Origin of the sequence: Campylobacter concisus (assembly GCF_902460545.1) — a bacterium.
Taxonomy (GTDB): domain Bacteria; phylum Campylobacterota; class Campylobacteria; order Campylobacterales; family Campylobacteraceae; genus Campylobacter_A; species Campylobacter_A concisus_AE.
The window spans coordinates 140,145-153,060 of sequence record NZ_CABPUE010000007.1 but is presented as its reverse complement, the minus strand read 5'-3'; the positions used below and the strand labels follow the sequence as shown (position 1 = coordinate 153,060).

General features: G+C 41.1%; 13 protein-coding genes. 11 read left to right on the top strand and 2 right to left on the bottom strand.

All coding sequences use genetic code 11. The annotated features are described in order from the left end of the window. Positions 1-53: 53 nt before the first annotated feature. The 11 genes from FZ949_RS06015 (at position 54) to FZ949_RS05965 (ending at position 8,834) form a co-directional block, all read left to right on the top strand. Positions 54-1,142, top strand: coding sequence for a nicotinate phosphoribosyltransferase (locus tag FZ949_RS06015; protein WP_103579435.1), 1,089 nt, complete (start codon positions 54-56; stop codon positions 1,140-1,142). An 8-nt stretch (positions 1,143-1,150) separates the two neighbouring features. Beyond that, positions 1,151-1,648: a chemotaxis protein gene (locus FZ949_RS06010; RefSeq protein ID WP_103579434.1), complete on the top strand. Its 498-nt coding sequence runs from the start codon at positions 1,151-1,153 to the stop codon at positions 1,646-1,648. Positions 1,649-1,760: 112 nt separating this feature from the next. Beyond that, positions 1,761-2,576: a menaquinone biosynthesis family protein gene (locus FZ949_RS06005; protein ID WP_234410281.1), complete on the top strand. Its 816-nt coding sequence runs from the start codon at positions 1,761-1,763 to the stop codon at positions 2,574-2,576. Next, the gene (fliQ, locus tag FZ949_RS06000) at positions 2,576-2,842 is read left to right on the top strand and encodes a flagellar biosynthesis protein FliQ (RefSeq protein ID WP_085658662.1); all 267 of its coding nucleotides are present in this window, start codon (positions 2,576-2,578) and stop codon (positions 2,840-2,842) included. The genes FZ949_RS06005 and fliQ overlap by 1 nt, the downstream gene beginning before the upstream one ends. Next, positions 2,839-3,636: a UDP-N-acetylmuramate dehydrogenase gene (locus FZ949_RS05995; protein ID WP_103579432.1), complete on the top strand. Its 798-nt coding sequence runs from the start codon at positions 2,839-2,841 to the stop codon at positions 3,634-3,636. Before fliQ ends, FZ949_RS05995 begins: the two co-directional genes overlap by 4 nt. Before the next feature lie 8 nt (positions 3,637-3,644). After that, positions 3,645-4,133 carry an addiction module antitoxin gene (locus FZ949_RS05990; protein WP_103579431.1) on the top strand — a complete coding sequence of 163 codons (489 nt, stop codon included), beginning with the start codon at positions 3,645-3,647 and terminating at the stop codon, positions 4,131-4,133. A gap of 62 nt (positions 4,134-4,195) precedes the next feature. Continuing rightward, positions 4,196-5,293: a recombinase RecA gene (gene recA, locus FZ949_RS05985; RefSeq protein ID WP_021085361.1), complete on the top strand. Its 1,098-nt coding sequence runs from the start codon at positions 4,196-4,198 to the stop codon at positions 5,291-5,293. Beyond that, on the top strand, positions 5,293-6,543 hold the full coding sequence (gene eno, locus FZ949_RS05980) for a phosphopyruvate hydratase (protein ID WP_103579430.1): 1,251 nt from the start codon (positions 5,293-5,295) through the stop codon (positions 6,541-6,543). The genes recA and eno overlap by 1 nt, the downstream gene beginning before the upstream one ends. A gap of 104 nt (positions 6,544-6,647) precedes the next feature. Continuing rightward, positions 6,648-6,830 carry a hypothetical protein gene (locus FZ949_RS09675; RefSeq protein WP_180378667.1) on the top strand — a complete coding sequence of 61 codons (183 nt, stop codon included), beginning with the start codon at positions 6,648-6,650 and terminating at the stop codon, positions 6,828-6,830. Between the two features lie 5 nt (positions 6,831-6,835). Beyond that, entirely contained in the window at positions 6,836-7,696 is an 861-nt protein-coding gene (locus FZ949_RS05970) for an AMIN domain-containing protein (protein WP_103579429.1), read from the top strand. Between the two features lie 76 nt (positions 7,697-7,772). Beyond that, the gene (locus FZ949_RS05965) at positions 7,773-8,834 is read left to right on the top strand and encodes a tyrosine-type recombinase/integrase (RefSeq protein ID WP_103579428.1); all 1,062 of its coding nucleotides are present in this window, start codon (positions 7,773-7,775) and stop codon (positions 8,832-8,834) included. Between the two features lie 222 nt (positions 8,835-9,056). Here FZ949_RS05965 and FZ949_RS05960 read toward each other — a convergent pair whose 3' ends face one another. Continuing rightward, complete coding sequence (locus FZ949_RS05960) at positions 9,057-12,047, bottom strand: molybdopterin dinucleotide binding domain-containing protein (RefSeq protein ID WP_148790231.1); 2,991 nt, start codon at positions 12,045-12,047, stop codon at positions 9,057-9,059. 13 nt (positions 12,048-12,060) lie between these two features. Continuing rightward, positions 12,061-12,798 carry a 4Fe-4S dicluster domain-containing protein gene (locus FZ949_RS05955; protein ID WP_103579426.1) on the bottom strand — a complete coding sequence of 246 codons (738 nt, stop codon included), beginning with the start codon at positions 12,796-12,798 and terminating at the stop codon, positions 12,061-12,063. Between the last annotated feature and the right edge of the window lie 118 nt (positions 12,799-12,916).

Below are 12,916 nucleotides of genomic sequence, written 5' to 3'. Positions count from 1 at the left end.
TAATTTTCACTTTTCTACCAAAATGCTATAATCACGCTAAAAAAAGGACAAATATGAACGAACTTGAGCTAAAGATGCAAGGCAAGATAAAAAGGCTAACAGACAAGACCTTTAAGCTAGATCCAAGGATCGGCGAGGGCTACTTTACTGCGAAATATTTTCTAAAAGTAAATGAGATAATTAAGCAAAATTTGTCAAATCAGCACGTGACGATGCAGTTTTTCCAAAGGCGCGATGATATCGTGCTTTGTGGCATTGACGAGGTTTTAGCCGTCATCAATAAATTTGCCAAAGACCCAAGGGAGCTTGAAATTTATGCGCTTAATGATGGCGATATCATAAACGCAAACGAGCCAGTTTTAAAAATAAGCGGCAAGTATGAAAATTTTGGCTTTTTAGAAAATGTGATCGATGCGACGCTTACTAGAAGAAGCTGCGTGGCGACAAACTCAAGAGATGTGATAAGAGCGGCAAATGGCAAGGACGTCTTTAGCATGGCAGACAGGCAAGATGACATCTACACGCAACCAGGTGACGGCTATGCTTCATTTATCGGCGGCATCAAAAAGGTCGCCACAGATGCTCAGGGCGAGCTTACTGGGCTAAAAGGTGGTGGCACCATGCCTCATGCACTCATTCAAATGTGCGGTGGAGATATAGTAAAAGCTTCAGAAATTTATGCTAAGACCTTTGAAAATGAGAAGATCACGGCATTGGTTGATTATAACAACGATGTGATAACGGACGCCTTAAAGGCTGCAAATGCCCTAAAAGAGAGGCTTGGCGCGGTTAGAGTGGATACTAGTAAAAATTTAATTGATAAGTATTTTGAAGGCAAAGATACGAGCAAATTTGACCCGCATGGCGTTTGCAAGGAGCTTATATTTGCTCTAAGAGAGGCGCTTGATAAAGCTGGTTTTAAATACGTCAAAATCGTCGTTAGCTCAGGATTTAGTCCTAAGATTATAGAAGATTTTGAAGCTTATAACACGCCGGTTGATACTTATGGCGTGGGAAGCTATCTTGTTAAAAATGATATTTGTGGCTTTACAGGCGATCTAGTCGAGCTAAACGGCAAAAATGAGGCTAAATTTGGCAGAAAAAATTTCGCTTCAGATAGACTAAAGAGAGTTAAGTTTTAAGAGAAAAGATGAAATTTATAAAAATTTTAATGTTTCTAGCGCTTTTTCTAACCGTTTGCACCGCCGCAAACTACGCTAATGCCTTTGAAAAGGTTGGTATCTTTGAAGACGGAGTTTATCGATTTAGTGAAAATGGACTCGGAGCGAACAAAGACCTGCTTATAAAGGTGATCTCAGTACAAAACTTGGACAGCTCCCGCAAAAAGATTATCTCCATGCTAAATATCCCTAAAAAATCTAAAATCACGGACTTTAAAACAAGCGATGCTGGCGTAATAGTATGGCCATTTTACGAGTTTGATGGCAAATTTATAACGACAATAATCGTTGAAAATATAAAAAAAGAAGATAGCGATCAAAAACTGCTTAAGATGCTTGAGCTTAAGCATCCATTTTACTCAACGATCTTAGCTCGAAGAAAAGGGGCTAAAGACGCCATAGACGTAAAATACATGCTAAATTTCAAAGAGGCAAAGCTGGTAAAATCGTTTCAGAGCCGCCCTTAAAACTTTATTTTAAATAAATTTCATTAAAATGGCGTAATCAAAAAAAGGATCATCTTTGCATAATCTAAAAACCATAAACGTCGCTCACTCGCCGGACGCTGACGATATTTTCATGTATGCCGCGGTCAAATTTGGCTGGGTTAGCAGTAAAAATTTAGCCTTCACATCAAAGGCGCTTGATATCGAAACGCTAAACGAAGAGGCGCTAAAAGGCACTTATGAGGCCACAGCGATCAGCTTTGCACTCTATCCAAAAATTTGCGACGAGTATGCGCTTTTACGCTGCGCGGTGAGCTTTGGCAATGGATATGGCCCAAAGCTTATCAAGCTAAAAAATAAGCAGCTAAAGCGAAATTTCAAGGTCGCGCTCTCTGGCAAAAACACGACAAATGCCCTGCTCTTTCGTATCGCCTATCCAGAAGCAAGGATAGTTTATAAAAATTTCCTTGAGATCGAAAATGCTGTGCTTAGCGGCGAAGTCGATGCTGGCGTACTAATACATGAAAGCATCTTAAATTTCTCAGGCGAGCTCTGTGTCGAGCGTGAAATTTGGGATATCTGGAGTGAACTAAACGGCGAAAATTTACCGCTCCCACTTGGTGGCATGGCACTTAGACGAAGCCTACCGATAACTGACGCGATCGAATGCGAGAGGGTGCTTAGCGAGGCCGTTAGGATCGCCACTTCTCACAAGCCATTTTTATCTCACATGCTAATGGAGCGAAACCTCATCAGAGTTGGCAAAGACGAGCTAAAAACATATCTAAATTTATACGCAAATGACGAGTCTATAAGCATGAACGAAACTCAGTTAAAAGCGCTAAATAAGCTCTATCAAATAGGCTACGATAAAGGTTTTTTTGAAAAGCCGATCGACGTAAACGACTACCTTATACCTACTGAATATAACGAAGTAAGGTTTAGCTAATGCAAAGCACGCTTGTCTCACTTGGAGTTGAAACATTTAAGATCGCCCTTTACATTAGCCTTCCGATGCTGTTAAGCGGCCTAATAGCAGGTCTTATCATCTCCATTTTTCAAGCGACTACGCAGATAAATGAAACCACGCTAAGCTTTGTGCCAAAAATTTTGCTAGTCGTCGTTGTTATCATATTTTTGATGCCTTGGATGATCTCTATGATGGTTGAGTTTACCACTCGCATGTTTGATTTTATACCGGAATTTATCCAGTGACGAGGCTTGTTGATTTTTCTAAATTTACCTCGGTTAGGATAGGCGGCGTGCATGAAATTTTTGAGGTTACAAGTCTTGAAGATCTAAGCTCACCTCACTTTTCAGGCTCTGTGATGATAGGCGGGGGCAACAACTTGCTTGTCTCGCCAAATCCCCCAAAAATGGCGATGCTTGGCAAGAGCTTTGACTACATAAATTTAGAAATTTGTGATGAAAAAATTTGCCTTGAGATAGGTGCTGCGACAAAATCAGCCAAAATTTATAACTTCTGCAAGCAAAACAACATAGCTAGCCTTGAGTTTTTAAAAAATATCCCAGGCACGCTTGGCGGACTTATCAAGATGAACGCTGGACTGCTTAAATTTAGCATAAGCGACAACCTCACGCATGTGCGTCTGGCTCGTGGCTGGGTAAGCAAAGATGAGATAAGCTTTAGCTACCGTCACAGCAGCATAGATGAGGCCATTTTGGGGGCTAAATTTAAGCTTCAAAGCGGCTTTGACGCAAGCATCTCTGAAGCCATAAGCGCAAAAAGGGCAAATCAACCAAAAGGAGCTAGCTTTGGCAGCTGTTTTGTAAATCCAGATGGGCACTTTGCAGGGGCATTGATTGAAGCAGTGGGGCTAAAGGGACACGTGATCGGCGGAGCGAAATTTAGCGAAGAGCACGCAAATTTCTTGATAAATTTTAACCACGCAAGCTTTGAAGACGCCACAAATCTTATAAATTTAGCAAAGGCTAGGGTTTTAGAGAAATTTGGCGTAGAGCTTAAGACTGAAGTTTGCATTTTATAAGGATGATGATGAGTGAGTTTTTAGCAGAAGTTTTAACACTTTCTATTTTGTTTATTATGATTGGTTTTTATGCCGTTTATAGGGCTAAAAAGGCACAAAGCGAGCATGAGAAAAATATGGCTGATCATGATAAAAATCTACTAAATTTTGCTCAAATTTTAGGTGTGCAAAACTACATCGACCTAGTTAAATTTGATGAAATTTTAGCACAAGCCTTAAAAGAAAAACTAATTTTTAAATTTAATAAATCTACTAGCAAAGAGGAATTTGTCTCTTTTATAAATGAAGAAAATTTCAAAACCAAACCCCAAATTTCACAAAATCATATCGATGAAGTTTTTCTTAATCTCTGCTCAAGCTCGCTAGTAGAGCCGCTTAAGCTTGCCATTCTGAAAAACGAAGATCAAATTTATGGATTTTTGTTTGAAAAAGAGCACCTTTTTGCTCTCATTGATAGCGCTGCACTGCTTGGCGAAAATATTATAATTTGCGACTAAATCAAGTAAAATTCATCTCTTTTTAGATAAAATCAAGCCAAATTTCAACTATAAGGTAAAAAATGGCAAAAGAAAAAGATAGTGACAAAAAGATAGCTATCCCAGAGAGCGAAGCGGACAAGAAAAAGGCGCTTGAGCTTGCGCTAAAGCAGATCGATAAAGCTTTTGGCAAAGGCACGCTTTTAAGACTTGGCGACAAAGAGGTTGAGGCGATCGAGTCGATACCGACTGGCTCGCTAGGACTTGATCTGGCCCTTGGCATAGGTGGTGTTCCAAAAGGCAGGATCATCGAGATCTACGGACCAGAGAGCTCTGGCAAGACTACTCTCACACTTCACATCATCGCCGAAGCGCAAAAGGCTGGCGGAATTTGTGCGTTTGTCGATGCAGAGCACGCACTAGACGTAAAATACGCTTCAAATTTAGGCGTAAATACCGACAACCTTTACGTCTCTCAGCCAGACTTTGGCGAGCAAGCACTTGAGATCGTTGAGACGCTTGCTAGAAGTGGCGCAGTCGATCTTATCGTGGTTGATAGCGTCGCTGCACTTACTCCAAAGAGCGAGATAGATGGCGACATGGGCGATCAGCACGTTGGCCTTCAAGCTAGGCTTATGAGTCAGGCGCTTAGAAAGCTAACTGGAATTTTAAGCAAGATGAAGACAACTGTTATCTTCATCAACCAAATTCGTATGAAGATCGGCATGATGGGATATGGCACGCCAGAGACCACAACTGGCGGTAATGCACTTAAATTTTACTCATCTGTAAGAATAGACGTTAGAAAGATAGCCACACTTAAACAAAACGACGAACCTATCGGCAACCGCACAAAAGCAAAAGTGGTTAAAAACAAGGTCGCACCTCCATTTAAAGTGGCTGAATTTGACATCATGTTTGGCGAGGGCGTGAGCAAAGAGGGCGAGATCATCGACTATGGCGTAAAGCTCGACATCATCGACAAATCAGGCGCGTGGTTTAGCTACAAGGCCGAAAAACTGGGTCAAGGCAGGGAAAACGCCAAAGCCTACCTAAAAGAGCACCCAGAAATTTCTGATGAGATAGTAGCGGCGATAAAAGGCTCAATGGGTATAGATCACCTAATAAGCAGCGGCGCAAAAGACGAAGACGACGACACAAACGAAGCAGGAGATGAATAATGGTATTTATTGAAGATGTAGAAGCTCACGAGGTTTTAGACAGCAGGGGTAACCCAACAGTCCGCGCGACGGTTAGACTAAGCGACGGCACCGAGGCAAGCGCGATCGTACCAAGCGGCGCAAGCACTGGCAAGCGTGAGGCGCTCGAGCTTCGCGACAAAGACGAAAGATATGCTGGCAAAGGCGTTTTAAAGGCTGTTTCAAACGTAAATGAAAAGATCGCAGAAGCAGTGATAGGTCTTGATGCTTATAACCAAAAAGCAGTCGATGCTGAGATGCTTGAGCTTGATGGCACGCACAACTACTCAAATTTAGGCGCAAACGCGGTTCTTGGCGTATCTATGGCGGTAGCTCGCGCAGCTGCAAAGAGCCTAAATATCCCGCTATACCGCTACCTTGGCGGTGCAAACGCTAGCATATTACCAGTGCCGATGTTTAACATCATAAATGGCGGCGCACACGCAAATAATAGCGTTGATTTTCAAGAATTTATGATCATGCCATTTGGCTTTAGCACATTTAGCGACGCACTAAGAGCTGCGACTGAAATTTACCACAAGTTAAAATCTATCCTAAACGCAGCTGGCCACAGCACGGCTGTCGGCGACGAGGGCGGCTTTGCTCCAAATTTAAAAGACAACGAAGAGCCACTAAAGCTTATCTCTCAGGCTGTAAAAGAGGCTGGATATGAGCTAGGCAGCCAGATAAAACTTGCCCTTGACGTCGCTTCAAGCGAGCTTTATAAAGACGGCAAATACGAGCTTGAGGGTAAGAAATTTAGCAGCGACGAGCTCATTAGCTACTACGAAAAACTTTGCGAAAAATATCCGATATTCTCTATCGAAGATGGCCTTAGCGAGGACGACTGGAGCGGTTGGGCTGAGCTTACAAAAAGGCTTGGCAGCAAGGTGCAGCTAGTTGGCGACGATCTTTTCGTTACAAATGAGAAAATTTTACGCGAAGGCATCGAGAAAAACATCGCAAATGCTATCTTAATCAAGCCAAATCAAATAGGCTCAGTCACGCAAACTATGCAAACTGTCCGCCTTGCTCAAAGAAACGGCTACCGCTGCATCATGAGCCACAGAAGCGGCGAGAGCGAAGATGCGTTTATCGCTGACTTCGCAGTCGCATTAAACACTGGCGAGATAAAGACAGGCGCCACTTCAAGAAGCGAGCGCAACGCGAAATACAACCGCTTGCTTGAGATCGAGCTTGAGGCTGGAGAGTTTTTGGGGGATAATATTTGAGCGAAATTTTAGACGAATATGGCAACACTGATGGCATATTTCATAAAATTTTAAAATATATTAGACCAACATTACGCTACGTCATAGCCACCATTTGTGTGGCTATGTTTGCTTTTTATGTAGGCAATATGATGTTTGGCAAACGCTCACTTGATGTTATGTTAAGCCTTCAGAGTAAAAAAGAGAGACTTAGCGAGGACGTGGAAATTTTAAAAAAGATGAATGCGCGTCTGCAAAAAGATTATTTTGAATTACAAGGCCTTGAGCCAGACTTTAATAAAAAGTAGGAATGATGAAAAAAATTTGGTTAGTTTTATCTATATTTGCAGCAAGCATCTTTGCTAGAGAGAACCCATTTATGCCTATTAGCGAGCTAAATACAAGCGTTATGACAACAAATATCATAGAAAAATTTGATAGCTTTGATTCTCTTTCGTTTAAATTTCCAAGTGATGCGGCACTTTTACTAGATGTCACCATAAAATATAGAGCAAATGACGGCACCATAAAGGAAAAAAGACTAGCTGATATAAATAAAACTATCGATTACAGCGATGAATTTGCTTTAAATAAGGTAAAAAATCCAGAACCAGTTGTGGCAAAAAAGCTAGATGTTTCGGTCACAATGGCAAATATGCCTAGCCAAAAAGTAAGCACTCCTGTGATAATAGAAAAAAATGAAACTAAAATTTCAAATAAAGATAGAAATAAAACCTCAGATATGCCAACTCCAAGTGTTGTAGTGATCGATCTTAGCACAGACAAAACAAAAGAAACTACCACAAAGCCTGAACAAAAGGTGGTCGAGATAAAGATTGAGCCTAGTACAAAACCAGTTGATAATGTAAAAAACGGAAAGGATGTTAAATTCCTAGGTTTTATAAGCTTTCTAGCCAATAACAAAGAGCTAAAAATCGCTACAAAAGCTAAAAATTTAAAGCATTTTGCTTATGAGAAAAATAAGATCGTTCTTGACTTTGCAAAGCCGCCAAGAAGCTTTAAAACTAAGAGCTTAAAACTTGAAAATGAATATTTTAAAAATGTGATCATAGGCTGGCATGATAGATATTTCAGAGTGGTTTTAGAACTTGATAAGATGCATAAATATAAGCTTGAAGCCGCTGAAAATGGATATTTGCTTAAGCTTTTATAGTTGAATTTTAAAAAGAGTAGATTTTATAAAATTTCAAATATAATACTTTTCAAAATAAAAATTTAAGGTTATTGGTTTGAAATACCCGCTTGATTGTAAAGATAATTTTGAAAACTCATTTATATTTTGGCTCACTCGCTACGTCAAATTTAAACTTAGCTCACTTTCGAATAAAGAGCTTCGAGATCCAAAGGCACTTGCAAGTGTGAATTACGCTCTAAGCCGTGAGGTAAAGAACATTGATCAGCTTGATGGCTTGGTAAAAAGCGCGAGAAACGCAGGGCTTACTGGTATAAATACCTACTTTAATCCACTTAAAAAAATATATGAAACGATGAAATTTTACGAGCTTAGCAGCCTAAAGCAGATCGACGAAGAGCTGTTAAGCGAAATACTAGCTAGCACGACTGGCGGACTAAGCGATGCTAGTAAGAAAAATTACCGCATCTCAGTGATAAATTTCTTTGCGTTTTTAGACAAACAAAACGAAGAGGATGGCAAGGCCCATGTTTTTGATATAAATTTAAAAAACTGGGGCGGAGTGAGTGGCAATAAAGGGCAAAAGTTACCTGAGTTTATGGGCGAAGATGAGGTCAAAAAATTTCTTGATGCGATCGAGGAGAGCGATTTTAAGCAAAACTCAAATCGCAATAAGCTCATAATAAAAACGATAATTTTTACTGGCATTCGTGTGAGCGAGGCTCTAAATTTAAAGCGAAAGGATATCACTGAAGATGGCGACCTTTTTATCATTAGGATACGAGGCAAAGGCAACAAATACCGCATTGTTATGATAAAACGCCATCTAATAGAAGCTCATCTAAACGCGATCGCAATAAATTATATCAACAAAGAAGGCTATCTTTTCATCAATAAAAAAGGCACCAGGCTTACGCAGGCTTATGTTAGCCGCATAGTTGAGCAAATTTTATTTAAAGCTGGTATCAGAAAAGAAAAAAATGGTGCTCACATGCTGCGTCATACCTTTGCAACGATGCTTTACAAAAAGCAAAAGGACCTTGTTTTGGTGCAAGAAGCTCTAGGTCATGCAAGCTTAAATACCTCAAGAATTTACACTCACTTTGATAGCGACAAGCTGAGACTTGCTGCAAAGGTGGCTGAGGATCTAGCAAACTAGGGCGCTTAAAACCAAAGCAAACTAGCAATACTAAATTTAACTCATGCGAAATTTAAAACATTATTTAACTATGAAACCCTATAAATATATGAGGAAATTTTAGCTTGCAAGCAGCCTAAAAGCTTGCTCTATATATAAATTTACAATCCACCAGTCAAAAGCTCTTACAAAAAGTGAAATTTGGCAAGCAAATTTTACTCTACTCGCCAAATTTATATCAAACTAGCCGATCTTTCTTATTTTTGTAGGAAGTGCTTGTCTAGCGCAAGTGCCAACCAACCAGTCATTTAAACTAAATTCGCCATTTCTTTTTGGATCAAGAAGTCCAAGCTTATTATGATTGACCCCTTTTTCTAAATTTGCGATCCCAAAAGCTGGCTTTCCATCGACGATGTGCGTTCTTATACCAAACTCATCATGTCCAAATCCATGCTCTATGCTAATAACCCCGCTAGCAACGCCGTCAGTCACAAATGCCTCGCCAACTTGCGCTCCATAAGGCGTAGTCACTTTGACCTTATCGCCTGAGCGTATGCCCTGCTCACTTGCAACATCTGGTGCTATCCTTATGAAGTTGCTAGGATGAACAGCTCTTAGCCTTGGGCTAACAAAGGTGTAGAAGTGCTGGATATTTGACTTTCTTGAGCTCACTACGTATTTCCACTCAGAGCGTGGGAAAAATTTCTCAAGCGGTGTGCCGTCACTTGCTACTGGCAGCATCAGACTTGGCACTCCTGGCATATATTCGCCTGTTATTGAGTGTCTATGCCCACCAAGTGGCTCATAGTAGATAGAAGCTGGCGTAGGTGCTGGCACTTTTACGGTTGCTTTATCACCCTTATATGCGCTCTCGTAGCTATCGTATCTGCCACCTTTTGCTAGTATGTGCGCTACTTTTGGCTTCTCTTCGTCTTTTAGATAAGGATCTAGTTTTGTCATCACTCTTGATATCTTACTAAGCTTTTTGTCCTCGTCGCTTATATCTTTCACACCCTCGCCATCAAAGGCTAAATTTGCTAGTGCAGCCGCATAATACTGCTCTTTTACGTCAAGGTCCATGAAATTTCCGTCTTTATCTTTGAAGGCATTTTTGCCAAAGCCTTTTAGTCCAAGCCTCTTTGCTACGGCTATATAAAATGCCTCAACGTCGATCGCGCCGCCGTTTTTATCCTTTGCCTGCTTTGAGCTAACAGCTGGATAGCGCACGACTGAAGTTTTAGCGATCGTTCCCCAAAGAGAGTTTGGAAGTGCCCAGTTTTCTAAATTTACTCCGTCTGGTACGATGTAGTCAGCATAGGCGTTTGTCTCGTTCATAAAGGCGTCGATGCCCACAAAAAGTGGTAAATTTTTACTATCTTTTAGCACATCTAAGACCGCTCTTTCAAGTCCTGCTTGTCCGTAAAGTACGTTTGTCATGTAGTTTATGAAAACTTTTACTTTGTATGGATAGCCGGCCTTGTGACTCGTAAGCGTTTCGTTTACAAGTGGCATAGAGATAGGATACCATGGCTGAGTTGATGGATAGCCGCTGCCGCCAGCTGCTACTTTGCGCTTATACTCGGAGCTTGTTTCGTAGTATTTGCCTGATCTTGATAAATTTAGACCATTTGGCTTATAAGCGCCCTCAAAGCTCTCAAGGTCATATCTGCCTTTTAAAAACTCGTGTGTACCAGCACTTGCATTGACGTTGCCGCCTTTGTAGCCGTAAGTGCCCATTAGTGTGTTTAGACAAAGTATCGCAAAAGTAGTCATACCAGCTTGCGTATGCATCATACCGCCATGCACGTTTGTGCTCACCTGTCTGCCATTTTTGGTGAAATTTTCGCAAAGCCAGATGATATCTTCAATGCTCACGCCACAAATTTTTGAGTACTCCTCTAAGCTATGCTTATAAGCTGACTCTTTTAAAAGCTGCATTGAGCTTTTTACCTCGACTTTTTTGCCGTCTATTAAAATTTTGCCTTTGTAGTAGAGCTTGGCTGGTTCATTTACCTTGTAGCTTTGTATCTTGCCATCTTGCGAGCAGACCTGCCACTCGTTATTGATAAGTGCAAATTTGCCGTAGTCTTTGTGACCTTTTTCGGTTATGACTAGATGCGTGGCGTTGCACCAGTGTATCTCGCCTGCTAGCTTTGCTTGGTCTAAATTTGGCTGGATAAGGTAGTTTGTAGCGTATTTTTCATTTTCTATGATCCAGCGTATCATCGCCATAGCTAGAGCTGAGTCGGTGCCTGGCTTTATCGCTATCCAGCGGCCTTTATCTGAAGAGGCGTATTTTACAGCGTTTGTAACGCTTGGATCGACCACTGCATAGGCAAAGTCATCTCTAGTACCTCTTGCGTAAGAGAGCATTTTTGCCTGTTTTTGGAAAGGGTTGCCACCATTTGACGGCGAAGTGCCCCAGTAGATGACAAATTTAGAGTTTTCATAGTCTGGTTTTGTATGTGCAAAGCCCTTTGCGTTGTGCGCAATCTTGCCACCGACCCTAAAGCCACCACCACAAATTCCGCCGTGCGAGTAGTGATTTATAGTGCCAAATGACTTTTTAACAAAGCGATCAACGATGTCAGAGCGTCCGTCATATAGATAAAAACTTAAAAATTGATTGCGTTTGGTACCGTACTCTGGATTTTCGCTATCGATTAGCTCGTCGCTATATATCGCTCTTAGCCCACCAACATGCCCCTCACCAAAGAGATCTCCGCCCTCCACTACCTCTTCTACTAGCTGCTCAAAGCTTATACTCTTCCACTTGCCCTCACCCCTTTTACCAACTCTCTTTAGTGGCGTTAGTATCCTTGCAGGTGAGTCTATCATCTCAGGTAATATCGCTCCTCTAGCGCAAACTGTGGCTCGCTTTTCGTCTTCGCCACTTAGTGTTGTGGCAAGAAGTGCGTCATTTATCGATGTGTCAAAATTTGCCCAGTGTACGTTTGAAAGTGGGTGGTATGGGTTGCCACTACATCTTAAAACTCGGTCGTTTTTATCATCTACGTGAAGCCTTATGCCACACTTCGTCGTACAGCCGTGACACATCGAAAAGACAACGCTATGTCCGTCGTTAAGTGAAATTTTGCCATCTTTTACGCTAAATTCAGGCTCTAGCGAGTTTGACTGCGGTTTATAGTCATCCTTATCTTCATCTGCCAGCATAGCACTCGTGGTTAGTGTTGAGAGCACGGCTGATCTTTTTAAAAATTCTCTTCTTTGCATTATTTATTTCCTTTTACTGTGCTATCTCTTCGCTCCAGCTGATAACCTTTTTATATCCATTATCAAGCTCGAGTTTCTTATCGTTTTTAGCCAAAATTTCACTAACACCGTGGTAGAACACCTGTGGATTTGTATTTTTAGGGCTATCTATAACCATAGTCTCATGTGTGGCTAGAAATTTTCTAATATTTGAGTTAGGATCGTTAAGATCGCCTATTATACGGCTACCGCCCACACAGCTCTCCACACATGCTGGCTGAAGCCCTGCTCTTAGTCTGTGGTCGCAGAAGGTACATTTATCGGCCTTATATGTGTGCAAGCTAAGATATCTTGCGTGATATGGACAGGCCTCTACGCAAAGCGCACATCCTATGCACTCTTTTGTATCAATCTTTACTATGCCATTACTTCTTTGATGGCTAGCACCAGTTGGACAAACGCTAATACAGGCTGGATTGTTGCAGTGGTTGCAAAGCCTTGGAAGTGACGCAATGACTGCCATTTTACCGCTTTTATCTCTTGCCTCATACTCGGAAACAATGGTTCTAAAAGCGCCTGGCTGAACGTCGTTTTCTAACATACAGCTCATAGTACATGACTGACATCCAACACATCTTGTTAGATCTATCGCCATGCCGTAGCGAACATTACTACCACTAAAGTCCTTTGGTGCAGCCTTTAGTGCGGTCGTAGCAAAAAATAATCCTGCAGCTGCAATGAAGCTACGACGAGAATTTAAGGTCTGTTGCATAAAATTCTCCTTTCTTTTTAGAATTTTTTCTTATTTTATCATAGTAAATATTTTTTCTAAAGTTTATTTTATATTTTTGCGAAATGTATTAAATTTTGAGAATTTTTGTAGCACTTAA

Excerpts from the sequence above, each read along its gene's own strand:
- FZ949_RS06015 (WP_103579435.1), top strand. The coding sequence starts at position 54 with ATGAACGAACTTGAGCTAAAGATGCAAGGCAAGATAAAAAGGCTAACA.
- FZ949_RS06010 (WP_103579434.1), top strand. The coding sequence starts at position 1,151 with ATGAAATTTATAAAAATTTTAATGTTTCTAGCGCTTTTTCTAACCGTT.
- FZ949_RS06005 (WP_234410281.1), top strand. The coding sequence starts at position 1,761 with ATGTATGCCGCGGTCAAATTTGGCTGGGTTAGCAGTAAAAATTTAGCC.
- fliQ (WP_085658662.1), top strand. The coding sequence starts at position 2,576 with ATGCAAAGCACGCTTGTCTCACTTGGAGTTGAAACATTTAAGATCGCC.
- FZ949_RS05990 (WP_103579431.1), top strand. The coding sequence starts at position 3,645 with ATGAGTGAGTTTTTAGCAGAAGTTTTAACACTTTCTATTTTGTTTATT.
- recA (WP_021085361.1), top strand. The coding sequence starts at position 4,196 with ATGGCAAAAGAAAAAGATAGTGACAAAAAGATAGCTATCCCAGAGAGC.
- eno (WP_103579430.1), top strand. The coding sequence starts at position 5,293 with ATGGTATTTATTGAAGATGTAGAAGCTCACGAGGTTTTAGACAGCAGG.
- FZ949_RS09675 (WP_180378667.1), top strand. The coding sequence starts at position 6,648 with ATGTTTGCTTTTTATGTAGGCAATATGATGTTTGGCAAACGCTCACTT.
- FZ949_RS05970 (WP_103579429.1), top strand. The coding sequence starts at position 6,836 with ATGAAAAAAATTTGGTTAGTTTTATCTATATTTGCAGCAAGCATCTTT.
- FZ949_RS05960 (WP_148790231.1), bottom strand. The coding sequence starts at position 12,047 with ATGCAAAGAAGAGAATTTTTAAAAAGATCAGCCGTGCTCTCAACACTA.
- FZ949_RS05955 (WP_103579426.1), bottom strand. The coding sequence starts at position 12,798 with ATGCAACAGACCTTAAATTCTCGTCGTAGCTTCATTGCAGCTGCAGGA.